We start from the raw sequence: 26,063 nt of genomic DNA on the forward strand, positions 1-26,063 counted from the left end.
ATATATATATATATATGCCTTGAAATGGATCTAACAAATTATTTGTATCTTGTTGATAGTAGCCATTTGGCTTTCCAAAGCCAGGTTCTTCAATATCTATTACAACACTTTGAGATTTTAACGATATAGATATTATTAATAGAAAAAAAATGATGTTTTTCATAATTTATGATTTTAATTACAATTAGTTGAGTTTACAATTGCTGTATCAGAGTCTTCATTAATAGAAAGTTTGCTCCAATTGGTTAAAAACATCAGTTTGTAAAAAATAAAGCGACTCATTTGTCGCCTTATTTTGTTATTGTTTTATCATTGTAAACTCTCCTATTGGCAAAGCAAAATCAGGTTGCGGAGGTTCTGGATTATTTACGTTTATTGATTTGCTGCTAATGCCTTGGATGTTCGCCTGCATTACTTCTTGTCCGTTAACAACAGTTCTTCTCATGAAAAAATCGGCACTTCTACCTGAGGTTTTATCTCTTATTAAAACCCCAATCCTTTTTTCGTTGGAACTACATTGTGGGCATGGCCATAATCTACTGGTTATTTTTGTTATAATACGATTTCCTGCAATAGAGTGTTTAAGAAATTGATTAGGATATAATATATTAATATTAGCAAGAGTATTTACCTTTTCTATACCATTTTCAATATATTGATATTCACCGATAATTATATCCTCATAGTTGTTCCCATCTGGTTGCATTATCATTTTTTTTAATAAGATTTTAAAGATTTTATTACCATTTGTATAAATATAAGTTCCTTCAAATGGGTTTAATAAGTTATTTAAATCTTTTCTATAATACCCATCAGGCTCTCCCAATCCAGATTTAGTGATATCAATAGTTACGCTTTGTGATTTTATTAAGGTTGAAAATAGTATTATTAACAAGAAGATATTTTTCATTATTTTTTATTTTTTAATTACAATTAACTGAATTTACAATTGCCGTATCGGAGTCTTCATTAATAGAAAGTTTACTCCAATTGGTTAAATCACTATTAGCTTTGTATAAACCAATATTAGTACCGAAATTAAATTGGAGAAAAACTCTTTCATAATTAGGGTTATCTTTATCAATTTCTTCATCATATGCGATTTTTAATTTTTTATCCATATCTTCTCTAATTTCATCAATAGAACATCCTGCGTATTTAGGATTATTTAAAATATCTTCCATCATAGTTCCTAAATTTTCAAAAGCAATGGCATAGGTTTGTTTAACTCCGTTTGCATCTTCACATACCAGCAGAAAAGTTGCGCCATGGTTAAAATAAGTAGCATTTTCTTCCAACTGATAAAGATTATAGATGTCTGTCCAGGAAAACATAGGATAAGCATTATTAGGATGTGTATGGACAGCAGAATAATATAACGCACTAGACTTTACAGGAACTTCTTTTTTATCTGTGAATGGAGCAATTTCCGTAGTAATGTTCCCTGCACTGTCTTTTTGAAGATAGATGCCTGTTTCTCCTATGCTGCTGTTATTAATATAGCTATACATTCCGCCTGTAATAAGAGGTTTTAAATTGGCTTTTGTAGGATCTAAAAGATCTTTTAATTTTCTACATGGATTAGGTGGGAGATCTATTCCTCCTCCTGTTCCCAAACATCCTGTATTCAGTCTGTAGAAAGCTGAGGCAGAAGCACAGGGATCTTTAGGCTGTCCCGGCCCCGGATTTGTTGGGCCTTCTCCTGTACCCGTACCTGTACCACCCCCTCCCGTACCGGGAGTATCATTACCGGTAGGAAAATCAGTGCCTTCATCAATAAATATCGGAATTGAGTTAGTTGTACACGTCGTCGTTTCACATACACTGCAATGATCGCAACTTCCTTCCCCATGATGCGTACAGTGGTAAACAGTAGTACAGGTAGTAGCATCTATAACCATCATTTTACTATTCTCATCCTGTACTAATGTACCGGTATAGTCACCCCGATTCCCTCCGTAGGCAAGTCTGTCCGAATCTTCAATCTTATGACCTATATATAAATCTCCAGGAATGTTTCCAAACAGTGTATTTCCAAAAACTTCATAATCCATCGTTATAAAATTGTTCATTAGTTTTTCTCTCAAGCTCTTAGAATAATCAGCATTATAAACAATTGCTTCCAGACGTGTATTCGTAATATTGTTAGTTCCTTTAACTTCGTTTTTAGAATCTAAAATTACAAAAAGTAATGAGCTCAGCTCTTCACTATTAAAAGAAAGAGGAATGATAAGACCTGTAGCATCTTTGGCATCAACAATTTTCATCTTTTCCCAGATTGGCATCCCCTGTTGGTCAGGCATCTGCACAAGAAAATCTTTTTCTTTGTTATAAGCTTCTAAAATGTCAACATAATCAACTCCCGCTCGTGCGTTCGAATTGTTGTTTTTCGTGTGCTTAAAGAAATTCTGATTGTTCCGTAACGGATTTTTATCAGATTGTAAAAAGTCTTCATTCCTGCAGGACCATAATAAGGTGAGGGAGACTATCAGAAACGATAGCCGGAGAATCATTTTTTTTCTCATGTACGTTTGTTGTTTTATGGGTTAAATATACTTGTTTTTTATTATAGATGCATTATTTTATGTTTTGGTTGGAAAGGAGGTGAAAAAAATTCTTTTTAGTGATTTTTATTACTCAACAAAAGTGTGAAAAATAAATTAGTTTGCAATGCCCTATTTTTGATGCACATTTATTTTTAGAAAAAAATTATATTTGCTCTGTTCAAATTGATAAGACTATGAACTCAACTATTGGGAAAAGAATAAGAAAGTACAGAGAAGAAAAAGGATTCTCTCAGGAAGAGCTTGCAGAAAAACTGCATATCTCCCGCTCCACCTATCAGAGGATAGAAAACGGAGAAACCAATTCTTGGATTAACCATATTGAAAATATCTGTACTTCTTTGGAGGTCAATATGGATGACATTTTAAAACCGGAAGAAGGATATACACAAATCAATAAGGAAAATACTTCTAATGAAAATTCCAGCAATAACATGATTCAAAATCAAACCAATAATTATAATTCTTCAGAAAAACTCATCGAGCAATACGAAGAACGCATTCAAGAACTGAAAGACCAGGTAGAATTCTGGAAAAATAAATCGGAAGGCAGTAAGTAGTCTTTGCTCTTTTGCCAGTAAAGAAAAAGCCCTCTTTTTTAAGAGGGCTCACCAACAATATTAATGAAACAAGTTTCATTCACTAACTTAATTTATTACATCGTCATTGGAACTTCCATGAGAAGAATTTCCGTGTTGTCTGCCGTTGTTTTGATATTCAGATCTGCAATATCCCAAACTCCGAAACCGTCTCTGGTCTCTAATTGCTGTCCTTCAATTTCTGCGCCTCCTTTCAAGATAAATGCATAGACTCCGTTTCCTTTTTTCTTAATCTGATAATTGGTTTCTGTAGTATTTTCAAAATTACCTAAGTGAAACCATGCGTCCTGATGAATCCATACGCCTTCATCGTCGGCATTCGGGGAAAGGATCTGCTGAAATCTGTTTTTACTTTTTGTTTTGTCGAGCGTGATCTGATCATATCTTGGCGTAACGTTTCTTTTATTCGGATACACCCAGATTTGCAAAAATTTGGCTAAACTATCCTGATTTTTGTTGAATTCGCTGTGCATAATTCCTGTTCCGGCGCTCATCACCTGAATATCTCCACTTCTAATGATGGCAGAATTCCCCATGCTATCTTTGTGCTCCAGATCTCCTTCCAACGGAATACTGATGATTTCCATATTGTCGTGCGGATGGGTTCCGAAACCTCTTCCACCTTCTACTTTATCGTCGTTTAAAACTCTCAATATGCCAAAGTGCATTCTTTCAGGATTGTGATAGTTGGCAAAACTGAAGGTATGATTGCTCACCAACCAGCCGTGATCTGCCTTACCTCTGGAATCTGCTTTATGAATCACAGAATTGTCTTTAATTTTTGAATCTGTATTGGGTAAATGATTGTATCCGATGGGTTCTAATGGTTCGATTTCGTCGATGTCATTTTTCATGGTATTGCCCAATGAAGCAGATGCCACAAACATTCCTGTTCCCAATAATCCTTTCTTTAAAAAATCTTTTCTGTCCATATCTATTTGTTATTTATTCGTTTTGATAGGACAAATTTCGGAAGATTGGAATTGATGTGCATTTAACTAGTTTAATAAATTCTTTTTTTGATTAAAAATAATTAAGTCCTTTTGTCTTGAAACAAAAGGACCAAAAATTCAAGACTTGGAAACTTCCGCTAAAAATATATTTATTAACGCTTCATTTTCCGAGATTACTTTGTTATGTGAAGAAGTTCTCCTTCTCCGAAGGGGTGGATTTTTGTGAAACAAAAAGACGGGGTAGTTTTTAATGCTAATAAACCACCCCGACAAAAATTCTTTGAATTTTCGCCACCCCTCCGATGGAGGGGAATTTTGTGTATGTTTTCTTTTTGGGAATTTATTTTTCTTTGGAAGCAAGGCGTTTTCGGATCGTGCTTACGAATTCTTTGGAGACACCAAGATAAGACGCAATGTAATATTGCGGAACTCTTTGCGGAATGGATGGATATACTTTTACAAATTCTAAATATCGGTCGGATGCTGCTTTGGAAATGGTGTTGACCAAACGGTTTTGTAATGTCGAAAGATTTCTTTGCACCAGCATTCTGAACACTCTTTCGAATTTTGGAATTTCGGTTAATAATTTTTCTTTTGTGGTAGGATTCAGCATATAAATTTCTGAATCTTCCAGTGTTTCGATATACAATCGGGACGGTTTCTGATCCTGAAATGATGCAATATCACTAATCCACCAGTCTTCGATAGCGAATAAGATCGTGACTTCAAAACCGTTATCATCGAGATAATATACTCTTACACATCCTTTTTGGATATAGCCTTCAAACTGGCAGATTTCACCTTCTCTCAACAGAACCGTTTTTTTGGGAAAGGTCTGAAATGTTAAAGAATCCGTGAAAAATTTCTCTTCTTCTTCGCTGAGGTTGATAAATCGTGTTACATTTTCAATTATATTGTCAGACATAGATTGCAGTTTAAGGCTGCAAATTAGGGAAAAGTGCGTAAACTTCGTTCTTTAATAATCCACTTCCTCCTCCGTAATGGTCGATAACCTTTACTTCTTTATCTAAATTCTCGCAAAAAACTTTAATTTCTTTTTCAAACTGTTCTTCCAATCCTGAACTCAGCAGTACAATATCTACCTGATTTTCTTTGATATAATCATAACAGCCATTTTCATCATTTTGGATTTCGGCGTTCCAGCCTTCGTTGTTTTCGATGATTCTTTTTAACGTGTCTAATATTTCCTTATTTTTTCCTATGACTAAGAAATTTAATGTGTTCATCTTGTTTTATTTTTAAGTTGTGATTTTATTGACATTACAGATATTTGTTGCCTGTAATCTTTAGTTCGTTTAAGTCTAATTGAGATTCTGCTTTCCTTATTTCATCGTCTGAAAAGTGTTTTTCTCTTTTCATTGTAAACAATTCTTTCCTTTGCATTGCAAAAATATCAAGCATAATTTTATGATATTCTTTGAGGTCATCCTGCCTGTTGGAGCACATTTCCAAAGAACTTAAATGGCTTTTATTCAATTTAATATCATTTTCAATACTATGTTTCAAATTTTCAACCAAACTGTTGCTTTGTAAATCTGATGTATATTTTTCATTCAATCTGTTAATTGCCAGATTATCCAGTCTGATCTGAATGCCTGCCTGCTGTTCGTGAGACGGTAAAATATTATCTATTTCTCCAATTTTAGTTAATTTAATAATCAAAGGAAGTGTCAACCCCTGAAAAACCAACGTCACAAAAATCACAATAAACGTAATAAAAATAATTAAATTCCTGTGCGGAAAAGCCGATTCCTCATTCATCATTACCGGAATAGAAAGTGCTGTTGCCAGAGAAACTACGCCACGCATTCCTGCCCAACCGATAATTAAAGGGTTTTTCCATCCCGGACTTGGGTCTTGGCGTATTCTTTTACTCAGCCATCTTGGAATATGCGCCACCGGATAAATCCACAACAGACGAACAAGAATAATAATTAAACTGATAATTAAGCCATATTTAATTCCATCAATTAATGATGTTTCACCCAAACCGTCGATAATATCCGGAAGTGCAAGTCCTATTAATACGAAGACTAAGGCGTTCATCACAAAAATTAATGTGTTCCATACCCCCGTCATGTTCACTCTCGTTGTTCCGGTTTTGAAAATTTCATGCGAACGAAAAGACATAAATAAGCCACCGCTGACTACTGCCATCACCCCCGAAAAGTGAAAATGTTCTGCCACTAAGAATAAAATATAGGGCGTCATTACGGTTAACGCTGCATCTATCGCCGGTGTGGTGGGCAAAAATTTATGTATAAGATAAAAAATATGAGCTCCAACAATTCCTACTACAATTCCCATTCCTGCCACCAGAAAAAATTGCCCCGCTGCTTCCTGCATTGAGAAAACTCCGGTCATTACAGCCGCCAGAGCAAATCTGAAAACAATTAATGATGATGCATCGTTAATTAAACTCTCGCCTTCCAGCATGGTAATGGTTCTTTTTGGAACTTTTAATCCCTTTAAAACAGTTGTTGCTGCAACAGCATCCGGTGGTGAAACAATTCCTCCCAACAAAAATCCCATTGCCAATGTGAATCCCGGCATCAAAGCTTGTGAGGCAAATGCCACGACAATAGACGTTAAAAATACCAATCCGAAAGCCATTAATCCAATGGTTCTTTTCCATTTCCAAAAGGCATTCCACGAGGTGTACCAAGCGGCATCGTACAATAATGGTGGCAAAAAAATTAAAAATATAATTTCAGGATCGAGCTTTAAAACGGGAACTCCCGGAATTAAACTGATTCCCAATCCCGCCAATACCAAAAATATGGGGTAAGCGATTTTAATGCGTTGCGCCAGCATGACCAACATCATGACGATGAGTAATAATCCTAATATTAAAAGTAGTTGTTCGTGCATAGTTTATATTTTTCTTTTGTCTTGACACAAAAGAAACAAAAAGTCAAGACTTGGAATCTGAATGCTAAAAATAAATTTTATTCTCTAAAAATTCTAAAACTTGCGCAAATTTGTAATGAGTTCTTCGATTCTAAATTTGTCTTGCGCTTCAAACAGTAATTTTTTTTTAACGTTCACAAAATTGATTTTCTTAACGCTTCAGCTTCCTATGTCGATTAATTCTTTACTATATAAATGAATGAAAATTGAAGTACGTTCTCTCTTTTCAAGATTTTTGGTTTTGTGACCTTTTCCTGAAGTATCTTCGACTAAAAGAATTTCTCCAGCTTGAAACTGTCGGATTTCTCCTAATGAAGTTTCGATCTCGACACCGCCATCCAATAATACAATATATTGTTTTTGTGGTGCGTGATGAAAATCGTAATCGTAATCCGCAGAAACCTTCCTGAACTGTAATTTTCTGACGTTAATGTCCTCTGACAGAAATCCTATTTCACCTTGGTCTATCAAAGGAATTTCTACATCTTCGAAATGAGATTCGCCTTTTTCGTCGCTGAATATTTTTGTGATTTTCATTATACTTTTATTTTTTGCCACGAATTCAAAAATAAATTATTAATGGATTCGTGGCTATAAATTATTACTTAAAAACAATCGAATTCGCAAGTTCAATTTCTTGCTGATTAATGGAATGTCCGAAATTCGGATATACTTTTTCGGTAACATCAGCATTCATTTCCTTTAAAATATTTGCCGTTGCGTACACTCTCTCTACCGGAACATGAAAATCCGGATTGCTTGTTCCTAAAAAAATTGGAGTTTGGACAAAATCGCCTTTATAATTTTCACGATTTATTTTTTCACCGATTACTCCGCCGATAATTGCTGCTGCACCACCGAACTTCTGAGCATTTCGGGCTAAAAATTCCAAGGTGAGACAAGCGCCCTGCGAAAATCCGAAAAAGTAAATATTTTCTACTTTAATTCCTGCATCTAAAGCAGTTTGAACAGTTTTACCAATTGTTTCAATGGCGGACGATAACCACGGTTCGTTTTGCTCAACCGGAGCAATGAAAGAGACAGGATACCAGGTTCCGTTGGTCGCTTGTGGAGCCAACAAAGCATAATCTTCTACATTTAAATGTTGTGATAAGCTCAAAATATCCTGCGCACTTCCGCCACGCCCGTGAATCATGATTAATGCTTTTTCGGCTTCATTCACTGATTTTCCTCCTGTTTTTATATCTAAAATATGACTCATTATTTATCTGTATTTTTCTGTTGGATAGTTAATTTCTGAAAGAACTTCATCCAAATGTTCTCTCTTTTCTTCAAATTGTGATGGTAAACTTAAACTTTCGCCTAAAGATGCCAATTCCTCATCGATATCGAACCCCGGACCTGAAGTTGCAATTTCAAACAAAACACCACCCGGTTCTTTGAAATATACGGAAGTGAAATATTTCCTGTCTTTCACTTCAGTATGTTCCAAGCCGAATTTGTTGAGTTTTTCAATCATTTCAAGCTGAGTTTCGGCATTTGGTGTTGCAAAAGCGACGTGGTGAACTGTTCCTCTTCCTGCCAATCCTTTTAAGGCATTTGGTGTACACAGCAAATCGACATATTTTCCCGGAGCATCTTCTACACCAAGTCTAATTCTGTCGGAACTTTCGGCAATTAATTTGTGATCCATCTGAGTCGTCAACAAAGCAGCTGTTCTTTCATAAGCATCCAGCCAGATTTCAACATGATGAATTCCTTTGATGGCATAATCTTTTGGAATAAATCCGTTGTAATACCCTTTTCTATCGTCTTTATCATTAAAAACCAACTCTAATCCCAATCCATCAAAATCTTCCAGATAAATAAAAGCTTCACCCGAAAATCTTTGCTGAGGTTGCTTGAAAGGAATATTAAACTGCTCCAAACGGTTCGTCCAGTAATCCAGTGCATCCATAGATACTGAAAAAGCGGTTGTATTCAGCATACCTTTTCCATGTCGTCCATTTACCAGACCTTTTCCATACGGGAAAGTCGTCATAATGGTTCCCGGAGTTCCAAATTCATCCCCGAAATAAAAGTGATATACATCTGAATAATCAAAATTGACGGTTTTCTTTACCAATCGAAGCCCTAAAACTCCTGTGTAAAAGTCTATGTTTTCCTGTGCATCGCCCGTGATGGCGGTTACGTGGTGAAGTCCTGTTATTAATGACATTTTTGGTTGTTGGTATTGGGTTAATTGTTGATAGTTTTTGGTATTTAGTTTTCAGCTAATTAAGCTTCTTCTTTAAACCAAACATCCTTATATTCTTCCGGATTACGTTTGAATTGTGCGTGAACATAAGGACACAACGGTACAATTTTCAAATCGTTTTCTCTTGCATAAGAAACCAGTTTTTCAAGTAATATTTTAGCAAAACCTTTTCCTGCATATTCTTCATCAACTTCGGTATGGTAGACGGTTAATTTGTCTTTAATGACAGAAATATCCATTTTTCCTGCTTTTTTATCGTCTGAGAAAAGTTGAATTTCTCCTCTTGCGTTTCCTAAAATTACTTTTGTAGTTTCCATTGTTTTGATTTTTAATTGATTATTTAAATTTATGAACTTTCTGAAAATTGAGTAATACCCTATGATAATTTCGGTAATACTTCTTCGATTTTCTCACGTAATCCTTCGTGTTGTTTTGGAAGTTTTAAATTAGTTCCCAATTCGTTCAAAGGCTCATCGACTGTAAATCCTGGATTATCGGTAGCAATTTCAAATAAAACGCCGCCCGGTTCACGGAAATACAATGAGTAGAAATAATCTCTGTCAATTTTCGGAGTGATACTTAATCCTGCAGACATTACTTTTTCACGGAATTCCATTAAAACGTTGTCATCTTTTACCCTGAATGCTACGTGGTGATTGGTTCCTGCTGCGTTTCTTCCCGCTACGATTTTATCGTTTTCAATAATATCAACAAGATTTGCTGTTTCAATCGCATCGGTTGCAAAACGGTATCTTTCGCCTTCATGTTTTTGCAAATCATAACCGAAAATATCAGTTAAAACTTTAATTGTCGGATCTGCTTTCTTCAACGTTAACGTAATATTGTGGAAACCTTTCAAAGCATTTTCATCTTTAATATCATCTGTTGTCCAAACTTTTCTGTCGTCCGGCGTTGATGATTCAATAAACTGTAACTGTAAACCATCAGGATCATTGAATGAAATTAATTTTTCACCAAAAATTTCGCTTTCTTCAACATTTACACTAAAATTTTTCAATCTGTTTTTCCAGAATTCCAAGCTTCCTTTCGGAACGGAATATCCGATGTGTGTTGCCAAACCTGAACCGTTTGTACCTTTACCAATGCCTTCCCAAGGAAAGAAAGTTAAGATCGTTCCCGGTGTTCCTTCTTCGTTTCCGAAATAAAAGTGATACGTTCCCGGATCATCAAAGTTCACGGTTTTCTTTACTAATCTTACGCCTAAAACCTGAGTATAAAAATCTAAATTTCTTTTTGCGTTGTCTGCAATCGCTGTGATATGGTGCAGTCCTAATATTCTATTTTCCATTTTGTCTGTTTGTTTAATTTTGATATGACAAATGTATGGCGATTGAGAATCCTGTACATTTAACTAGTTTAATAAATGATGTTTTCGCATTAAAAATAACCTTAAGGTAAAATTTTGTAAAACCCACTGTAATCCTAATCTCGATTCCAGCTTTGTTTGAGCTCATTTCTTGATTTTTGGCTGCGGCGGCTTTGCCGCCGCAGCCAAAAATCAAGAAACAGTGAGTGCAGAAAACAAGAAATAGCTTCTTATAAAATGTTTGTGATTGAAAATAAATATCTATTTGTTGGAATAATTGATTCTTTTTTCTTCAGAATGACAATTAATTGTTTTTATTTTCTACGATATTTTTTTTAAATTAATCATATAAAAATCAAACACTTAAACACCCATTTTAAAAACAATACATAAAAAGTCTACTTTTTTAGTGGACTAATAAAAATTTATGCTTTATATTTGCAAACGTATTCAGGACATAAAATAAAATGAAAACAGAATTTACATACAACTCTACAAGAAAACATACCATCAATACCATGATGATGTATTGCTGTATGCCTGTATTTAGTTCCTGCTGTGGTTGACCTTACTTTTATTATGACATATTTATAAAGGCTTTACCACTCGGTAGAGTCTTTTTTATTAACAGAATTTCAAAATAATGATAGAAATAAAGAATATTTCAAAAACCTTTCATCAGAAAAAACAGTCTTTCAAAGCACTTGACGATGTAAGTCTGAATATCGAAAAAGGTGATATTGTCGGAATTATCGGATTTTCAGGAGCAGGGAAAAGTACTTTGATCCGAACGGTGAATCTTCTTGAAAAACCTGACAACGGTGAAATTATTATTAACGGAAAAGATTTTACGAAATTAAATTCCAAACAATTAGCCAGCGAAAGAAAAAAAATCGGAATGATTTTCCAGCATTTCAATCTTCTTTCTTCAAGAACGGTTTTTGAAAATATTGCGCTTCCATTGGAATTGGACAACATAAACAAAACCGAAATCAATAAAAAGGTTAATGAATTATTGAAAATAGTAGGGCTGGAAGAAAAAGCTAATGATTATCCTAAAAGCCTTTCGGGCGGACAAAAACAAAGGGTTGCAATTGCAAGAGCTTTGGCAAGTGATCCTTATCTCCTGCTTTGTGATGAAGCGACAAGTGCGCTCGATCCGGCAACCACTCAATCGATTTTACAGTTATTGAAAGATATAAACCAAAGATTGGGAATTACCATTTTGCTGATTACCCACGAAATGGAAGTCATCAAAACAGTCTGCAACCACGTTGCGGTGATCGACAAGGGAAAACTATTAATTAAAGGAACTTTAAGCGAGATTGTCTCCAACAAAGAGAATCCTATTATCAAACAATTTTTAAAATCTGGTGTTATGACTATACCACAGGAACTGAATAAAAAACTACAAAAAGAACCACAAGATGGATTATTTCCATTGGTTGAAGTTGAAATCGATGAACATATTTCTGTTGAAGAATTACTTTCAATAGTTTATGATAAATATAAAATTCCTTACAAACTTTTAAAAGCCGATGTTGAATATCTTGGAGATTCCAATTTTGGAAAATTACTTTTGCAGCTTCAGGGTGAAGAGGAGGAAAACCAGCAGGCTATCTATTATTTTAATCAGAATAAAATTCAAAATACAGTAAGAGGATATGCTTAGTGATACGGTAATTTCTCTTTTGTCGAAGGGGATTTGGGAAACAGTTTACATGACATTCGTGTCAGGATTTTTTGGATTTGTTTTGGGTTTGCCTGTCGGAATTTTATTGTTTTTTACAAGAAAAGGTCAGCTTTTGGAAAATATAATATATAACAGGATTTTATCTGTTTTGGTTAATATTTTTCGTTCCATTCCTTTTATTATTTTAATTGTCTGGATGATTCCTTTTACAAGAAGTCTGGTCGGAACATCGATCGGAATGAATGCAGCTTTAGTTCCGTTAAGCATCGGTGCGGCACCTTTTATCGCAAGATTAGTCGAAAACAGTTTACTGGAAGTTCCTTACGGACTGATTGAAACTGCAAGAGCATTGGGAGCAAGTCCGTTTCAGATTATCAGAAAAGTTTTATTACCCGAAGCACTTCCTTCATTAATTAATAATGCAACAATTACCTTGATCACATTAGTTGGATATTCTGCAATGGGTGGCGCTGTCGGAGCCGGTGGATTGGGACAAATTGGGTATCAATACGGCTATATCGGTTATGATGCGGTGATTATGAATCTGGTGTTAGGATTGTTAGTTGCGATCGTTTTTATCATTCAGTTTTCTGGAGACAGATTGGCAAAGAGATTTGATCATCGCTAATTTCTACTATTGAACAATAAGAGAGTTTTAGCGTGTAGTGCTTTAAAATATAATTATAATGTGAATGTGAAATAGTGTGGTGGTATGAAAATTTTCAGCCATCGATTCGGCGAAAAAATAGCAAAAAGGTGTATGCCATATTTTATTTATTAAAGAACTTTAGAATGTAACCTTTTTGCTTTTTCGCCCTTTTAAAAGAAAATAATTTACAATGAAAAAAATAAAGATTTTAGGTTTGTTAACGGCTGGTTTATTAGTATTCACCGCTTGTAATTCGTCGAAAAAAGAAGATCCGAACTATATTAAAGTTGGCATCACTTCCGGTCCGGAACAAGAAATTGCAGAAACAGCCAAAAAAGTAGCGAAAGAAAAATATAATCTTGATGTAGAACTGGTTTCTTTCAATGATTATGTCGTTCCAAACGAGGCTTTGAATAACGGAGATATTGATGCCAATGCTTTTCAGCACGTTCCTTATTTGAATGAGCAGTCGAAACAGAGAGGTTACAAACTCGCGGTTGTCGGAAATACTTTTGTCTATCCGATTGTCGCATATTCAAAAAAGATTAAGAATATCAGTGAACTTCAAAACGGAAGCACAATTGTTATCCCAAATGATCCGACAAATGGTGGTCGTTCCTTATTACTTTTACAGAAAAATGGTTTATTAAAATTAAAGGACGGCATCGGATTATTACCCAAAGTGACCGACATTGCTGATAATCCGAAACAGTTAAAAATCCTTGAAATCGAAGCTCCACAATTGCCAAGAGTATTGGATGATAAAGAAGTGGTAATTGCCATCATCAATAATAATTTTGCGGCACAAGCCGGATTGGATGCTGAAAAACAGGGGATTTTCAAAGAAGATAAAGATTCGCCTTATGTGAATGTAGTGGTTTCAAGAGAGGATAATAAAAATGATGAAAAAGTAAAGAACTTTTTAAAAGCTTATCAATCTGATGAAGTTGTGAAAAAAGCCGAAGAAATTTTCAAAGGTGGCGCTGTGAAAGGCTGGAAATGATTGGATGAATGAGTGAATTGTCCATAGTTAATTCCTAAATACGTCTGAAAATTCCCCTTCCGTGAAGGGGTGGATTTTTGCGAAAGCAAAAAGACGGGGTAGTTATAAAAATTCTATTATTATATATTTAGACATCCTTTCATTTTTTTGAAATGGTGTCTTTTTTATTTTTTTACTTACTATAAAAAAGCTGGTTATAATTAACCATTTATTTAAATTTTACATTTTCTCAATTTGAGATAATAAATATTTTTGCTATTTTTGTTACCAATCAATAAAAAGGCTTTTTATGTTTAAGAAAACCGCCATTGTAAGTTTATTTACTCTTATTTCTGCTTCGTATATGGCTCAAAATACTACTCTACCCGTTTATTTAGATGAATCAAAACCTGTGGAACAGCGTGTGAAAGATGCACTTTCAAGAATGACGCTGGAAGAAAAGGTGGCGATGCTTCATGCACAGTCAAAATTCAGTTCGCCGGGCGTTCCAAGATTGGGAATTCCTGAATTCTGGACGACAGATGGTCCTCACGGCGTTCGTTCGGAAGTAAAATGGGACGAATGGGATCAGGCAGGTTGGACAAACGACTCCATTATTGCTTATCCTGCATTAACAGCTCTTTCCGCAACCTGGAACAAAAAAATGTCATGGAATTACGGAAAAGCGCTTGGTGAAGAAGCTCGTTACAGAAAAAAAGATATCCTTTTGGGACCTGGAGTGAATATCTACAGAACCCCACTCAACGGAAGAAACTTCGAATACATGGGTGAAGATCCTTATTTAACATCGAAAATGGTCGTTCCTTACATCAAAGGCGTTCAATCAAACGGTGTGGCAACTTCAGTAAAACATTTTGCCTTAAATAATCAGGAAATGTTTCGTCATACAAGCAATGTAAAAGTAGATGACAGAACGTTGTATGAAATTTATCTTCCGCCGTTCAAAGCTGCCGTAACCGAAGCAGATTCATGGACGATTATGGGAGCTTACGATATGTACAAAGGTCAGTATGCAAGTCAGAATCAATATCTCTTGAATGATATTTTGAAAGGCGAATGGAAATACAAAGGTGTTGTCGTTTCCGACTGGGGTGCGGTAAATAATACCGAACAGGCTATCCACAACGGGTTGGATCTTGAATTCGGAAGCTGGACCAACGGACTTTCGGCAGGAACAAAGAATGCATATGACAATTATTATTTGGCAAAACCTTATTTAGATTTAATTAAATCTGGAAAAGTGGGGACAAAAGAGCTCGATGATAAAGTTTCAAGGCTTTTAAATCTAGCTTATAAAACAACGATGAACAGAAATAAGCCTTTCGGAAACATTGCCTCTGAAGAGCATAAAGCTGTGGCTAAAGAAATTGGTGAAGAAGCAATCGTTTTGTTGAAAAACCAAGGAAATGTACTTCCGATCGACATTAACAAAGCTAAGAAAATCGCTGTAATCGGTGAAAACGCCATCAAAATCATGACTGTTGGTGGTGGTTCTTCTTCATTAAAAGTAAAATACGAAACGCTTCCTTTAGACGGAATTAAAGCAAGATTCGGTAAACAGTCTGATGTACAATATGCAAGAGGTTATGTAGGAGACATTGGTGGAGAATATAACGGGGTACAATCTGGACAAGATCTGAAAGAAACCCGTTCTGCAGAAGAATTATTGAATGAAGCCGTGGAATTGGCAAAAAAATCTGATTATATCATTTTCGTTGGAGGTTTAAACAAATCTGATTTCCAAGATAGTGAAGGAAACGATAGAAAAAGCTACGGATTGCCTTACAATCAGGATCAAGTGATTGTTGCGTTGGCAAAAGTGAATAAAAATCTTGCGGTTGTTTTGGTATCAGGGAATGCAGTAGCAATGCCTTGGATTAAAGAAGTTCCAACGGTTTTACAATCTTGGTATTTAGGTTCGGAAGCTGGAAATTCTATCGCTTCTATTCTAGCAGGAGACGCAAATCCATCAGGAAAATTGCCGTTCACTTTCCCCGTGAAACTGGAAGATAATGCTGCCCATCAATTGGGAGAATATCCCGGACAAAAAGACGAACTGGCAGCAGGAAAAGGAAAAGATCAGAAAAACCCGATCAATATTACCTATAACGAAGGAATTTTTGTGGGATACAGATGGCATGACACTAAAAAAATTAAGCCGTTATTCAGTTTCGGACATGGGTTGAGCTATACGACTTTTGAATTCGGAAAAGCTAAGGCGGATAAAACAACAATGTCTCAGGACGATAAAATTACCTTTACTGTTTCTGTAAAAAATACAGGTAAAAAAGCAGGTGCAGAAGTTGCTCAGCTTTATATTTCTGATTTAAAATCTTCTGTGGAAAGACCTACGAAAGAATTGAAAGGTTTTGAAAAAGTATTTTTAAATCCTGGTGAGGAAAAAGAAGTGACTTTCACAGTTGATAAGTCAGCTTTAAGTTATTTCGATGCTCAGAAGCATGACTGGGTAGCCGAATCAGGAGATTTTGAAGCACAAATCGGAAATTCTTCTGATGCCATTAAAACAAAAGTGAAGTTTACTTTGAAGTAATCTTACTTATATTTCTAAAACGAAATGCCCGAATTTTATTCGGGCATTTTTATTTTCGAAGCTTATCAAACTAAACTTATTTTTTACGGATAAAGCTCAATTCTGAACCTAAAATAGTATACGTTAAAGTTGTTTTTGTGACTTTATACGGACAACATTGAAAATCATCTTCCACTTCATTTACGCAAAGTTTTCCACTTTCCATTTTCCATTTCGTTTTTTTCGTAGAACGTCCTTGCTTACTAATTAATACACCGCCAGGAACAAATGTTTTTGTTAAATCATTATCTACAACATTACCATCTATCTTATGGATTTTCCAAGTACCTTCCACACCGGTTCCCACATTTGTTTCCGTTAAAGAAATTGGAGTAATTGTAATAAAAGATTTTTGTCCAAATAAGGCAGCCGTTCCTAAAACTAATCCGACACCAACAATTAAATTGAATGTTACTTTTTTCATGGTTATTTTTAAAATTTAAATAAGTGTAAATATATGTCGAAAAATAATACTTGTAAAGATTTATTTCCAAGTAAAAAATATTTGAACTGAGATCTCTACCGGATGACAAATTGTTTGGAAATATAAATGATTGAGATTGCTTCGCCACTTCGTTCCTCGCAATGACCTAAGCCCTAGCCACGATTGCAACGACATCCTTTTGTGTAGCGAAGCGGAACAAAAGATATAGTGGAAAGCGGGGAAAAGCTTCAAAAAAAATATAAATTTAAGTCTCGAAATAATGAATCACTCCAACTTCCGGATGATGTTTTTTCTCTGAATTAAAATCATTCTCATCGTTCCGACTGTTTTCCAGAAAAGAATTGCTGAACAAAACGTATGACGGATTTTCTGCAAGTCCGTTTTTCAACATCTGATGCGCTTCCACAATTGTTTTTCCATATAATTTCTTGAAATTTCCGATCTTGTATTGCGAAAATTTACCATAATGAACGATAAATTTTAATGATAAATCGATCGCTGTGCTTAATGATGTGCTCAATTCTTTAACTTTACGGGTGAACGCACTCTGCATATTCCTCATCATTTTTGATATTTTTTGGTACGATGGTTTCTCATCATATCGGTAAAATAAAATGGCATCGCCTTCTATTTCTGAGATCTCAAAATACTCATCATTCAAATCAATAAGTGTAGAAAGTAGTTGTCTTACAATATATTCTCCTGTATAAAGTTTAGTATTGAATACAAATTCCGTAAACCCGCTGAAATCGGGAATAAGGATAATGCCATCTTTAATGTCTGTATTCTCCATAATATTTTGTGCTAAAAAAAACCTGTTACATCCTTAGACGTAAAAGGTTTTATTTTACTTTATAGATTTCGCAAAATTAATTTTATTATTTCTTGCTCGTTTAAATCTCAATAATTAATTCTTTATCGTATCCATTATGCTTTTCATCAATCTTTTGGGAGTATGAATAAAAAAAGAATCGACAAATTAGATGTCGATTCCTTTAAATATTGATTTATATGAATTTCTTCAATATTATGAAACAATTATTTCTGCCTGTTTTGACTTTAAATTTTTAATGATAAACCATAATAACATGGCTAATGCAAATACGGCGTATCCTATTAAAATGATTAAACTTAAATTTCCAACTGCAAATTCTGACGGGAAAATCTGGCTCATTAAAGTCATAAAAGACAATCCAATTCCGGCTCCTAAAAAGTAACTTGTAGACCCAAGACTTGAAGCGACACCGTAATCAGAAGCTTTAGCATCCCGAATTCCCAAAACAGATAATGCGGTAAAACAAAACGTCATCCCAATTCCAGAAATACAAGCCGATCCAATTAAAACTAAGGTTAAAGGATGCCCGATATACACTGAAATTAATAGCGAAACAGCTCCCGACAACATAAAAATCCAGCCAAAAATACCCATCTGAGCAGAATTTAGCCTTTTAGAAATATGAGGTAAAACAAATTTCGCCACCAAGGCAGACATTATGCTGAACGGAACCAATAATAATCCCGCTGAAGCCGCCGATTGTCCCATATCTTTCTGTAGCATTAAAGAAATTAAGAATAAAAATCCGATAAAAAATGCACCCAACGCTACAAAAGCAAAGCTGGAAATCACTAATGACCGATGTTGAAATAATTGTAAATCAATCAAAGGTTTTGACATTGATTTTAATCTGTAAAATACTGATGTTAAAAGTAAAACAGCCAAAATGAATGATGCGACTACCATGAAGGTTTGCTCTTTGATATGAATTAATTCGTGCGTTCCGTAGGTTAAACTTAATAATCCTAATACCAATAAAATTCCTGATGTGATGTCGGTTTTTGGCGATTTTTCAGAGATTTCATCTTTTGGTAAATATTGATAGGCAACAATGAGTGTTACTAAAAGAATAGGAACATTTATCAGGAAAACCCAATGCCAGCTAAGATAGGTACTAATAATTCCACCTAATGAAAGTCCGCTTCCTGAACCAATCGCTGCAAATGAACTGAAAATCCCGATTGCACGGTTTCTCTCCTGATCTTTTTGAAAAGTATGGGTAACAATCGACATCGCAGAAGGCATAATAAATGCAGCTCCTAATCCCTGCAAAGCACGGAATACAGCTAAAGATTCGAAAGTTGTCGCCAACCCAGCGCCCAAGGAAGTCAACATAAAAATAAGTGAACCTAAAAGGAACATTTTTTTGCGTCCGATCTGATCTGAAAGTTTTCCGCCAATAATAAGAAAACCTCCGAAAAACAACACATATAATGTCTGTAACCACTGAACTGTTTCGGCTCCAATAGTAAATTGCTTTTGAATAGAAGGAATCGTCAGATTAATGATGGCAATATCCAAAGCCTCTACAAATGTTCCCACCGATGCTACAATTAATATCAAATTTCTCTTATCCATAAATTTTAATTACACTGCAAAATTAAAATTTATAGAACATTTGTGAAAATTACTCATTAAATTTGGAACAATATTTATATTAATTAATAAAATAAAGAACATTTATTCTTCTATTTAAAATTAAACCCTCACAAACAGAACAAATGGCAACAGAAAATTACATTCCCGACGAAAAAGATCTTTCTATTTTACGTTTACTTCAGAAAGATTCTAAGTTGAGCATACGTGATATTGCAACGAGAATCAATCTGAGCGCAACACCTACACACGAACGAATAAAGCGTATGGAGAAATTGGGAATTATTAAAGAATACACAACCGTTGTCGACCGTAAAAAGGTGAATAAAGGCATGATGGTAATCTGTATGATCGCTCTGAATGTTCACAATAAAAAAACTGCCGGAAAATTCATTGAAGAAGTCAGTAAATTAAAAGAAGTCGTAGAATTCTACAACATAAGCGGAGATTTTGATTTTATGCTGAAAATTCTTGCTCCCAATATGGATGAATTCCATGAGTTTTTCATCAACAAATTATCCGAAATCGAAGGTATTGGGCAGACCAAGAGTATTTTTGTAATGAACAGTATTAAGGAAAGTGCGCAGATTTTGTGATTTTAGGATAAATGCATAAACTAATATTTTACTTTAAATTAACTGTTTTTTATATGTAATAAAACAATATCTGGTTAAATTTTTGATGTAAAATAGGTCGAAAAGAAACGAAGTAATTTCAGAAAATAGTACTCAATACTGAAATAAAAAAACATTTACAAAATAAATTATGGAATATAGAAAATTAGGAAACAGTGAATTAGAGGTTTCGGCAATTACATTTGGAGCATGGGCAGCCGGTGGCTGGATGTGGGGAAGTACAGACAGAAATGACGCTATTGAAGCCATAAAAGCATCTTACGATGTCGGGGTAACTTCTATTGACACCGCTCCTATTTACGGACAGGGAACAAGTGAAGAAATTGTAGGTGAGGCAATTAAAGGAATTTCACGGAATAAAGTTCAGATTTTGACAAAATTTGGAATGCGATGGGATCTCGCTAAAGGAAATCTCGCCATGCACAGCAAAAATAATGATGGAGAAGATATTGATGTTTATAAATACGCTGGTAAAGACAGCATTATTTACGAATGTGAGCAAAGTTTGAAAAGATTAGGAACAGATTATATTGATTTGTACCAAATTCACTGGCCGGATCTTGCTACTCCGATTGATGAAACTTTTGAAGCCGTTTCAAGGTTAATCGAACAGGGAAAAGTTCGTTTTGCAGGAGTTTGTAATTATGATGCCGAGCAAATGGCAGAAGCCGATAAAACAATCAAATTAGTTTCTAATCAGATTCCGTTCAGTATGGTAAACCGTGGAATTGAAGAAAAAACGGTTCCTTACTGCATTGAAAATCACAAATCTATTTTAGCATATAGCCCTTTGGAAAGAGGTTTATTAACTGGAAAGATTACTTCTGACTATAAATTTCAGGATGGTGATCACAGAGCAAGTCACAAACATTTTCAGCCTGAATTCATTGAAAGAACAAATACACTTTTAAACAAAATCAAACCGATTGCAGAGAAACACAATGCAACTCTGGGACAATTGGTTTTACGATGGACAATCGAAAGACCTGGAATTACTATTGCCTTAGCCGGAGCCAGAAATTCAGAACAGGCGGTTCAGAATGCAAAAGCAATTGACATCAATCTTTCAACAGAAGAAATTGAAGCCATTAACGAATTGGTTAATCATTTTTAATTACAATCAATAAAAAAATGAACGAAGAAAAAATAGGATTTATTGGTCTCGGAAATATGGGACATCCGATGGCAAAGAATCTCGAAAAAGCAGGATTTCAACTATCCGTTTACAACCGAAGTATTGATAAAGCGGAAGATTTTAAAGAAAAATCAACAGTTTACGATAATGTTTCAGAATTGGTGGAAAACAGTGATATTATTTTCACAATGCTTACAAACGATGATGCTGTTAAATCCGTCTATGAAGAAGTTTTTACTCTAAATATCGCCGAAAAACTATTCGTCGATATGAGCACTATCTCTCCCGAACAAAGTGCTAAAATTGCCAATGCTGTTAAGATAAAAGAAGCTTCTTTTATTGACGCCCCTGTTGCAGGAAGTACAAAACCCGCTGCCGACGGAACTTTGATTATTATGGCAGGAGCAGAAGAAAATGATCTGAAGAGAGCACTTCCCTATCTTGAAAAATTAGGAAAACAGATTAAACATCTGGGCGAAAACGGAAAAGGAATTGCAGCTAAACTGTCGGTTAATTATTTCATTTCCATCATTTATCAGGGGTTGGCAGAAACGATTTTACTTTCCGACAAACTGGGAATAGATCGTAAAGATATGCTTGAAATCATCAATGAAAGTGCAAGCGGAAGCGGCGCCACAAAAGTAAAAACACCACTCTTAACTGAAGATAATTACAAACCGGCATTCGCACTAGATCTTATGCTGAAAGATATTTTATTAGCTAAAAATGCAGGTGCAGATTTTCCTTTATCGCAAATATTAATTGAAACCTATCAGGAAGCTCATAACGAAGGATTTGGTAAGGATGATGTGATGGGTATCATTAATTATTTAAAGAACAGATAAATAATCAACATCGAAATCCCGTAATGATATTATCAAAAATTTAAAAAAGCGATTTCAAAAATATTCTATTTATAATTACTTTGTAATAAAAACCTGTCATATAAATATTACAACTCTATAATATTTATATGACAGGTTTTACAGTAGAAAAACAAATCAAGTTGTATACTTTTGCATTAAAGTTTTAAAACACTGAGGTCGCAAAACATACAGACACTTAGTTAATAATTGTTTTTATTCATCCCTGGATCTGTCAGGAGTAGTTACCTGACAGATCATTTTAAAAATTAATAAAAAGTCAATACCATAACTATTCTAAAAATAGATTTAGAACATTTTTAAACTGAAGATATTTACTTTTTGTAAGTATCTTTATATTTAGCAATCAGGTTTGCAGATCTGGTATTTATACATCATTAAAGATTCTAATTACGGTAATCTTTCAGAAGATCAACGAGATTAGATACATTCAGCTTTGTAAAAATTCTTCTTTTATACGTGCTGGCAGTTGCTATGTGAATATTCAGAATGTTGGCAATTTCAAGATTTCCATTGCCTTCCGATAAAAGTTTAAAAACCTGAAATTCTCTTTCCGATAAAATATCTCTTACTTGTTTTTTAGAAGAGCTGCTGGCAAGCTCATAAGCCAACTTGGGAGAATAATAATATCCGTCTTCAAAAATAGCTTTTACGGCTTTAATGATATTTTTTTCACTCCCCAATTTATTCAGATACCCTTCTGCTCCCTCACGAATATAATCGACGGCCTCAGATTCGTCTGAAGAAGAAAACACCAAAATCATTAGATCCCGTTGAATTTTTTTCAGTTCTTTAACCATATATTTGAAAAGGCTTCCTTCCATATCGATATCAAGAATGATAAGGTCGAATTTTTCAGATTTAAGTTTAGATTCTACTTCATCATAGCTTTCAGCGTAATCGATTACAATGTTTTTAAAATGGTTTTCTAAAACGATTGCAGTTCCGAATCTCACTACAAAATGATCATCGGCAATTAAAATTTTTTTATTCATTATTTGTGGTTTTTAAGAAAATTTTTACAATTGTTCCTGTAGGTTTATGAACCTGAAAACTGATTTTTGCATTAATTTTTTGGCTCAGTTGGATCACCATGTGTAATCCCAAACCATAATTTTTAAATACAAAATTTTCAGTTTCTATTTTTTCACAAACCTCAGAATAATAGTCAAGCTGTCTTTGAGACATTCCTTTTCCGGTATCAAAAATACCAATTTCTATTTTATCATTTTCTTCATCGACTTTTATCAGGATTTCTCCTGAGTGGGTATATTTCACCGCATTGTCGATAAGATTATGTAAAATTGTTGAAAGTATTTTTTTATTAGCTTTTATTTTTAATTCAGGGTCACAAAGATTTTTTATTGTGGTATCATTATTTGTCGCTATCGGCTCAAAAAGAAGCCTTTTAGTTTCTATAATTTCGTGCAAATAATACTCTTCTTCCTCTACAATCTTCTCTTCTTTGTACAATTCGCTATACCCTTTCAGACCTAAAGTGAATTTATATAACTGTTCGGATGCTTTATAGAGTCCGTCGAAATATTTCTTCTGAGACAGCGGATCTTCTACTTCCGTAAGTTTCTGAGATAATAGGGTAATAAATTTTACAGGAGTTGTAATATCATGACTGATGCTTTCCATCATTTTCTGCTGATATTCAGATTCGTTTTTGAATTTATTTTTTGCCATCTCAAGATTATCAGCAGTTTCTTTCAATTGTTGGTTTCTGCTGTTGAGATTTGTTTTTAATGTTTTAACTGTTCTTTTAAGAAAATTAGTCCGCATCTGAATGACAAGGAGGATCAACATAATTACTAAAAGAACTCCCAAAGTTTTAAACCACATCGTCTCATAAAAGAAAGGTTCAATTTCAATAAAAATCTTTTTATAGGCAAAATCTCCGTTTTCGGAAATTAAAAATCTTACAGTAAGCGTATAATTACCGGGAGAAACATGGCTTAATATATATTTTCGGTCGCTTTTAGCATCTTCCCATTTGCTGTTTTCTCCATTTTCAAGCTTAGTCCCGACATAAATATTTTCAATATTGTGGTAGTAAGGAATATCAAAGTAAATCTCCACATCTTTATAATCACTTCTTAATCGAAGGGTATCTTTAAAACTAATAGTATTTTTAACATTTTTGGCCCTTTCAATAAATATCTGGTTCGGCTTTGGATAATGGGTTTTAATTTCTTTTGGCTTGAAAAATACAAAACCTTCCATAGATGGAAATACAAAATCTCCGTTTTCAAGAATATTTCCCGAAGGATTGGCACTTCCGTTAAATTCATTATTCAGAAAACCGTCGTCTGTTGTATATCGGTAATAAGTAACTTTAGAATTTCTGTCTTTAACATAATTCAAAAGCATTTTTTTAGAAACTTTGAAAAGTCCGTTGTTAGATGAAATCCACAGAGAACCGCCAGAATCTTCCAACATATGATGAGCATTAGCAATTTCCCCTGTTTTATCATATGGCATTTTAATAATTTCCGTATTTTTAAGAAAGTAAATACCATTATTATAGGTGGTGAACCAAAATGTTCCATCATCTAACTTCTGAATTTCTTTAATAATTAAATCTTTTGCAAAATGTTTTATTACTTTTTTCTTAGATAAAGACAAAAGATATATCCCTTCGCTGGTTCCTACATACAGAAGATCGTCTGTGTATTGTTTAACGAAATTAATACTGTTGCTAAACTTAAAAATATTTTCAGCTTTTTTAAATCGATCATCAGAAAATACATACAGAAAATAATTTTTGAAATTAAGATCGGTTACCCCTACAATAAAATTTTTATCTGTTTTAAATATATTTTGAACCTGTTTTTGATGAAATTCTACAGACTCATTTTTTTTATATTGTGAAGATTTTAATTTTCGCTGTACTTTATTGAATTCTGTATAGAGTATATTATCTGAATTATCGTATAGTAAAAACCGTCGGTCGTTCCTAACACTTGTGGGAAAATTTTTCTTTACTTTATCTCTGGAATATTCAAAACCAAACTTTGTAATCACTGAATTTTCGCTAAATGGCATAGCTTCATACGTAACCTCTCCCATATAAGGAATGTTTTTTTGAGGAATATAAAAGTTGGAGAGGTTAATAACATTCAAGCCTTTTACTACATTTCCGAAATACAGCTTCTGGTTTTCTTCATCATAGAATATACAGTACAAAAATTCTTTTTCAATTTCTTTATATTCTATAAGAAAAGTAAGTGTAGGAATGCCATTTACTACTTTACTTATATAAATACTCCCATTATTGATTACAAAAACCTGTTTGTTTCCTTGATGCCAATATATCCTAGATTTAGGATCATTATATAAAGATGTATCATTCAGATAAGATTTCAATCCCTTGTTGAGAGCTATTATTCTTTTATTTTGAATATCAGCTATATAAATAATACCATCATGTTCAAAAACATTTCTCAGGTTTTTTACCTTAAAATTTGAAGTTATTATTTTTTCAAATCCCTTTTTATCCTTATAAATAATTTTTTTATCTCCAAAAAAATATATTCCTGAATTGGTTTCTATGAAATAGCCATAAACTTCTGGAGAGAAATAATAATCGAAACTGTTTTTATAGAATCTTTTATAAACATTCTTATTAAATATTGTATAATTTTTGAATGCACCTTCAGAAGGTAAAACTTTTACATTGCGACCTACAATTAGAACACTATTTTCATCATTATTATTAAATGAAATAAAATCATTATTCTCATTACGTAAAAAATCTTTAAAACTTACATTCTTTACTTTAAAATCATTAAATAATAAAAAATTTTTTCCATCATACCTTAAAATACCATTATCTGTCGTCATCCATAAAAAGCCGTACTTATCTTTGATGATGTCTTTAATGCTATTTTGAGGTAAACCTTCATTCATCCCATATCGCTGAGAGGTGTAATGTTGCGCATGGAACATTAGTGAACAGAGCATAAAAAGGACGGAAAATAACCTCATTAATCTCGATTGT

The 26,063-nt window shown here is 34.0% G+C and carries 24 protein-coding genes; 8 read left to right on the forward strand and 16 right to left on the reverse strand.

The features are described 5' to 3' along the window. Positions 1-298 precede the first annotated feature (298 nt). Both ASG22_RS03275 and ASG22_RS03280 read right to left on the reverse strand, forming a co-directional pair. Positions 299-910 (reverse strand): DUF6705 family protein, encoded by a 612-nt coding sequence (locus tag ASG22_RS03275; RefSeq protein WP_055980538.1) that lies wholly within the window; start codon positions 908-910, stop codon positions 299-301. A gap of 13 nt (positions 911-923) precedes the next feature. Beyond that, complete coding sequence (locus ASG22_RS03280) at positions 924-2,525, reverse strand: hypothetical protein (RefSeq protein ID WP_055980541.1); 1,602 nt, start codon at positions 2,523-2,525, stop codon at positions 924-926. A 215-nt stretch (positions 2,526-2,740) separates the two neighbouring features. Between ASG22_RS03280 and ASG22_RS03285 the strand changes: the two genes are divergently transcribed. Next, the gene (locus ASG22_RS03285) at positions 2,741-3,124 is read left to right on the forward strand and encodes a helix-turn-helix domain-containing protein (protein WP_055980544.1); all 384 of its coding nucleotides are present in this window, start codon (positions 2,741-2,743) and stop codon (positions 3,122-3,124) included. 95 nt (positions 3,125-3,219) lie between these two features. Here ASG22_RS03285 and ASG22_RS03290 read toward each other — a convergent pair whose 3' ends face one another. The 9 genes from ASG22_RS03290 to ASG22_RS03330 all read right to left on the reverse strand — a co-directional run bounded on the left by ASG22_RS03290 (position 3,220) and on the right by ASG22_RS03330 (position 10,574). Continuing rightward, complete coding sequence (locus ASG22_RS03290; protein ID WP_055980547.1) at positions 3,220-4,095, reverse strand: pirin family protein; 876 nt, start codon at positions 4,093-4,095, stop codon at positions 3,220-3,222. A 361-nt stretch (positions 4,096-4,456) separates the two neighbouring features. Further along, positions 4,457-5,041, reverse strand: a complete 585-nt coding sequence (locus ASG22_RS03295) for a Crp/Fnr family transcriptional regulator (protein WP_055980550.1) — start codon at positions 5,039-5,041, stop codon at positions 4,457-4,459. Positions 5,042-5,051: 10 nt separating this feature from the next. Further along, positions 5,052-5,363, reverse strand: coding sequence for a hypothetical protein (locus ASG22_RS03300; RefSeq protein ID WP_055980553.1), 312 nt, complete (start codon positions 5,361-5,363; stop codon positions 5,052-5,054). Between the two features lie 34 nt (positions 5,364-5,397). After that, positions 5,398-7,008, reverse strand: coding sequence for a Na+/H+ antiporter (locus ASG22_RS03305; RefSeq protein ID WP_055980556.1), 1,611 nt, complete (start codon positions 7,006-7,008; stop codon positions 5,398-5,400). Positions 7,009-7,206: 198 nt separating this feature from the next. Continuing rightward, positions 7,207-7,584, reverse strand: a complete 378-nt coding sequence (locus tag ASG22_RS03310) for a hypothetical protein (protein ID WP_055980560.1) — start codon at positions 7,582-7,584, stop codon at positions 7,207-7,209. Between the two features lie 64 nt (positions 7,585-7,648). Further along, positions 7,649-8,269 carry an alpha/beta hydrolase gene (locus ASG22_RS03315; protein ID WP_055980563.1) on the reverse strand — a complete coding sequence of 207 codons (621 nt, stop codon included), beginning with the start codon at positions 8,267-8,269 and terminating at the stop codon, positions 7,649-7,651. 3 nt (positions 8,270-8,272) lie between these two features. After that, positions 8,273-9,226 (reverse strand): VOC family protein, encoded by a 954-nt coding sequence (locus tag ASG22_RS03320; RefSeq protein ID WP_055980565.1) that lies wholly within the window; start codon positions 9,224-9,226, stop codon positions 8,273-8,275. A 59-nt stretch (positions 9,227-9,285) separates the two neighbouring features. Further along, positions 9,286-9,582, reverse strand: a complete 297-nt coding sequence (locus ASG22_RS03325; protein ID WP_055980568.1) for a GNAT family N-acetyltransferase — start codon at positions 9,580-9,582, stop codon at positions 9,286-9,288. A gap of 59 nt (positions 9,583-9,641) precedes the next feature. Next, positions 9,642-10,574 carry a ring-cleaving dioxygenase gene (locus tag ASG22_RS03330; protein ID WP_055980571.1) on the reverse strand — a complete coding sequence of 311 codons (933 nt, stop codon included), beginning with the start codon at positions 10,572-10,574 and terminating at the stop codon, positions 9,642-9,644. A 661-nt stretch (positions 10,575-11,235) separates the two neighbouring features. On the opposite strand from ASG22_RS03330, the gene ASG22_RS03335 reads away from it, so the two are divergent. The 4 genes from ASG22_RS03335 to ASG22_RS03350 all read left to right on the forward strand — a co-directional run bounded on the left by ASG22_RS03335 (position 11,236) and on the right by ASG22_RS03350 (position 16,488). Continuing rightward, a complete protein-coding gene (locus ASG22_RS03335; RefSeq protein WP_055980573.1) occupies positions 11,236-12,264 on the forward strand; it encodes a methionine ABC transporter ATP-binding protein in 1,029 nt (342 codons plus the stop codon). Then, on the forward strand, positions 12,257-12,913 hold the full coding sequence (gene metI / locus ASG22_RS03340) for a methionine ABC transporter permease MetI (protein ID WP_055980576.1): 657 nt from the start codon (positions 12,257-12,259) through the stop codon (positions 12,911-12,913). The genes ASG22_RS03335 and metI overlap by 8 nt, the downstream gene beginning before the upstream one ends. Before the next feature lie 211 nt (positions 12,914-13,124). Continuing rightward, a complete protein-coding gene (metQ, locus tag ASG22_RS03345) occupies positions 13,125-13,937 on the forward strand; it encodes a methionine ABC transporter substrate-binding lipoprotein MetQ (RefSeq protein ID WP_055980579.1) in 813 nt (270 codons plus the stop codon). Between the two features lie 289 nt (positions 13,938-14,226). Further along, on the forward strand, positions 14,227-16,488 hold the full coding sequence (locus ASG22_RS03350; protein ID WP_055980582.1) for a glycoside hydrolase family 3 C-terminal domain-containing protein: 2,262 nt from the start codon (positions 14,227-14,229) through the stop codon (positions 16,486-16,488). Between the two features lie 76 nt (positions 16,489-16,564). Here ASG22_RS03350 and ASG22_RS03355 read toward each other — a convergent pair whose 3' ends face one another. The 3 genes from ASG22_RS03355 to ASG22_RS03365 form a co-directional block, all read right to left on the reverse strand. Beyond that, entirely contained in the window at positions 16,565-16,951 is a 387-nt protein-coding gene (locus tag ASG22_RS03355; protein ID WP_055980585.1) for a hypothetical protein, read from the reverse strand. A 265-nt stretch (positions 16,952-17,216) separates the two neighbouring features. Continuing rightward, positions 17,217-17,765 carry a DUF2652 domain-containing protein gene (locus tag ASG22_RS03360; protein ID WP_055980588.1) on the reverse strand — a complete coding sequence of 183 codons (549 nt, stop codon included), beginning with the start codon at positions 17,763-17,765 and terminating at the stop codon, positions 17,217-17,219. A 234-nt stretch (positions 17,766-17,999) separates the two neighbouring features. Beyond that, the gene (locus tag ASG22_RS03365; protein ID WP_055980591.1) at positions 18,000-19,385 is read right to left on the reverse strand and encodes an MFS transporter; all 1,386 of its coding nucleotides are present in this window, start codon (positions 19,383-19,385) and stop codon (positions 18,000-18,002) included. Positions 19,386-19,528: 143 nt separating this feature from the next. Here ASG22_RS03365 and ASG22_RS03370 point away from each other — a divergent pair, with 143 nt between their 5' ends. The 3 genes from ASG22_RS03370 to ASG22_RS03380 all read left to right on the forward strand — a co-directional run bounded on the left by ASG22_RS03370 (position 19,529) and on the right by ASG22_RS03380 (position 22,018). Continuing rightward, the gene (locus ASG22_RS03370) at positions 19,529-19,999 is read left to right on the forward strand and encodes an Lrp/AsnC family transcriptional regulator (RefSeq protein WP_055980594.1); all 471 of its coding nucleotides are present in this window, start codon (positions 19,529-19,531) and stop codon (positions 19,997-19,999) included. A 169-nt stretch (positions 20,000-20,168) separates the two neighbouring features. Beyond that, a complete protein-coding gene (locus ASG22_RS03375) occupies positions 20,169-21,152 on the forward strand; it encodes an aldo/keto reductase (RefSeq protein WP_055980597.1) in 984 nt (327 codons plus the stop codon). Between the two features lie 17 nt (positions 21,153-21,169). After that, positions 21,170-22,018 carry an NAD(P)-dependent oxidoreductase gene (locus tag ASG22_RS03380; protein WP_055980600.1) on the forward strand — a complete coding sequence of 283 codons (849 nt, stop codon included), beginning with the start codon at positions 21,170-21,172 and terminating at the stop codon, positions 22,016-22,018. Positions 22,019-22,443: 425 nt separating this feature from the next. On the opposite strand, the gene ASG22_RS03385 is transcribed toward ASG22_RS03380, so the two are convergent. Continuing rightward, positions 22,444-23,052: a response regulator transcription factor gene (locus ASG22_RS03385; RefSeq protein WP_055980603.1), complete on the reverse strand. Its 609-nt coding sequence runs from the start codon at positions 23,050-23,052 to the stop codon at positions 22,444-22,446. Further along, positions 23,045-26,026, reverse strand: a complete 2,982-nt coding sequence (locus ASG22_RS03390; protein ID WP_185113783.1) for a sensor histidine kinase — start codon at positions 26,024-26,026, stop codon at positions 23,045-23,047. The genes ASG22_RS03385 and ASG22_RS03390 overlap by 8 nt, the downstream gene beginning before the upstream one ends. Between the last annotated feature and the right edge of the window lie 37 nt (positions 26,027-26,063).

The organism is Chryseobacterium sp. Leaf405 (assembly GCF_001425355.1).
Taxonomy (GTDB): domain Bacteria; phylum Bacteroidota; class Bacteroidia; order Flavobacteriales; family Weeksellaceae; genus Chryseobacterium.

What these genes read in the sequence shown, in the direction of transcription:
- ASG22_RS03325 (WP_055980568.1), bottom strand. Translation starts at nt 9,582, where the DNA reads ATGGAAACTACAAAAGTAATTTTAGGAAACGCAAGAGGAGAAATTCAA.
- ASG22_RS03300 (WP_055980553.1), bottom strand. Translation starts at nt 5,363, where the DNA reads ATGAACACATTAAATTTCTTAGTCATAGGAAAAAATAAGGAAATATTA.
- ASG22_RS03305 (WP_055980556.1), bottom strand. Translation starts at nt 7,008, where the DNA reads ATGCACGAACAACTACTTTTAATATTAGGATTATTACTCATCGTCATG.
- ASG22_RS03330 (WP_055980571.1), bottom strand. Translation starts at nt 10,574, where the DNA reads ATGGAAAATAGAATATTAGGACTGCACCATATCACAGCGATTGCAGAC.
- ASG22_RS03385 (WP_055980603.1), bottom strand. Translation starts at nt 23,052, where the DNA reads ATGAATAAAAAAATTTTAATTGCCGATGATCATTTTGTAGTGAGATTC.
- ASG22_RS03295 (WP_055980550.1), bottom strand. Translation starts at nt 5,041, where the DNA reads ATGTCTGACAATATAATTGAAAATGTAACACGATTTATCAACCTCAGC.
- ASG22_RS03360 (WP_055980588.1), bottom strand. Translation starts at nt 17,765, where the DNA reads ATGGAGAATACAGACATTAAAGATGGCATTATCCTTATTCCCGATTTC.
- ASG22_RS03285 (WP_055980544.1), top strand. Translation starts at nt 2,741, where the DNA reads ATGAACTCAACTATTGGGAAAAGAATAAGAAAGTACAGAGAAGAAAAA.
- ASG22_RS03290 (WP_055980547.1), bottom strand. Translation starts at nt 4,095, where the DNA reads ATGGACAGAAAAGATTTTTTAAAGAAAGGATTATTGGGAACAGGAATG.
- ASG22_RS03275 (WP_055980538.1), bottom strand. Translation starts at nt 910, where the DNA reads ATGAAAAATATCTTCTTGTTAATAATACTATTTTCAACCTTAATAAAA.
- ASG22_RS03390 (WP_185113783.1), bottom strand. Translation starts at nt 26,026, where the DNA reads ATGCTCTGTTCACTAATGTTCCATGCGCAACATTACACCTCTCAGCGA.
- ASG22_RS03370 (WP_055980594.1), top strand. Translation starts at nt 19,529, where the DNA reads ATGGCAACAGAAAATTACATTCCCGACGAAAAAGATCTTTCTATTTTA.
- ASG22_RS03355 (WP_055980585.1), bottom strand. Translation starts at nt 16,951, where the DNA reads ATGAAAAAAGTAACATTCAATTTAATTGTTGGTGTCGGATTAGTTTTA.
- ASG22_RS03310 (WP_055980560.1), bottom strand. Translation starts at nt 7,584, where the DNA reads ATGAAAATCACAAAAATATTCAGCGACGAAAAAGGCGAATCTCATTTC.
- ASG22_RS03365 (WP_055980591.1), bottom strand. Translation starts at nt 19,385, where the DNA reads ATGGATAAGAGAAATTTGATATTAATTGTAGCATCGGTGGGAACATTT.
- ASG22_RS03320 (WP_055980565.1), bottom strand. Translation starts at nt 9,226, where the DNA reads ATGTCATTAATAACAGGACTTCACCACGTAACCGCCATCACGGGCGAT.
- ASG22_RS03350 (WP_055980582.1), top strand. Translation starts at nt 14,227, where the DNA reads ATGTTTAAGAAAACCGCCATTGTAAGTTTATTTACTCTTATTTCTGCT.
- ASG22_RS03375 (WP_055980597.1), top strand. Translation starts at nt 20,169, where the DNA reads ATGGAATATAGAAAATTAGGAAACAGTGAATTAGAGGTTTCGGCAATT.
- ASG22_RS03335 (WP_055980573.1), top strand. Translation starts at nt 11,236, where the DNA reads ATGATAGAAATAAAGAATATTTCAAAAACCTTTCATCAGAAAAAACAG.
- metI (WP_055980576.1), top strand. Translation starts at nt 12,257, where the DNA reads ATGCTTAGTGATACGGTAATTTCTCTTTTGTCGAAGGGGATTTGGGAA.
- ASG22_RS03380 (WP_055980600.1), top strand. Translation starts at nt 21,170, where the DNA reads ATGAACGAAGAAAAAATAGGATTTATTGGTCTCGGAAATATGGGACAT.
- ASG22_RS03280 (WP_055980541.1), bottom strand. Translation starts at nt 2,525, where the DNA reads ATGAGAAAAAAAATGATTCTCCGGCTATCGTTTCTGATAGTCTCCCTC.
- metQ (WP_055980579.1), top strand. Translation starts at nt 13,125, where the DNA reads ATGAAAAAAATAAAGATTTTAGGTTTGTTAACGGCTGGTTTATTAGTA.
- ASG22_RS03315 (WP_055980563.1), bottom strand. Translation starts at nt 8,269, where the DNA reads ATGAGTCATATTTTAGATATAAAAACAGGAGGAAAATCAGTGAATGAA.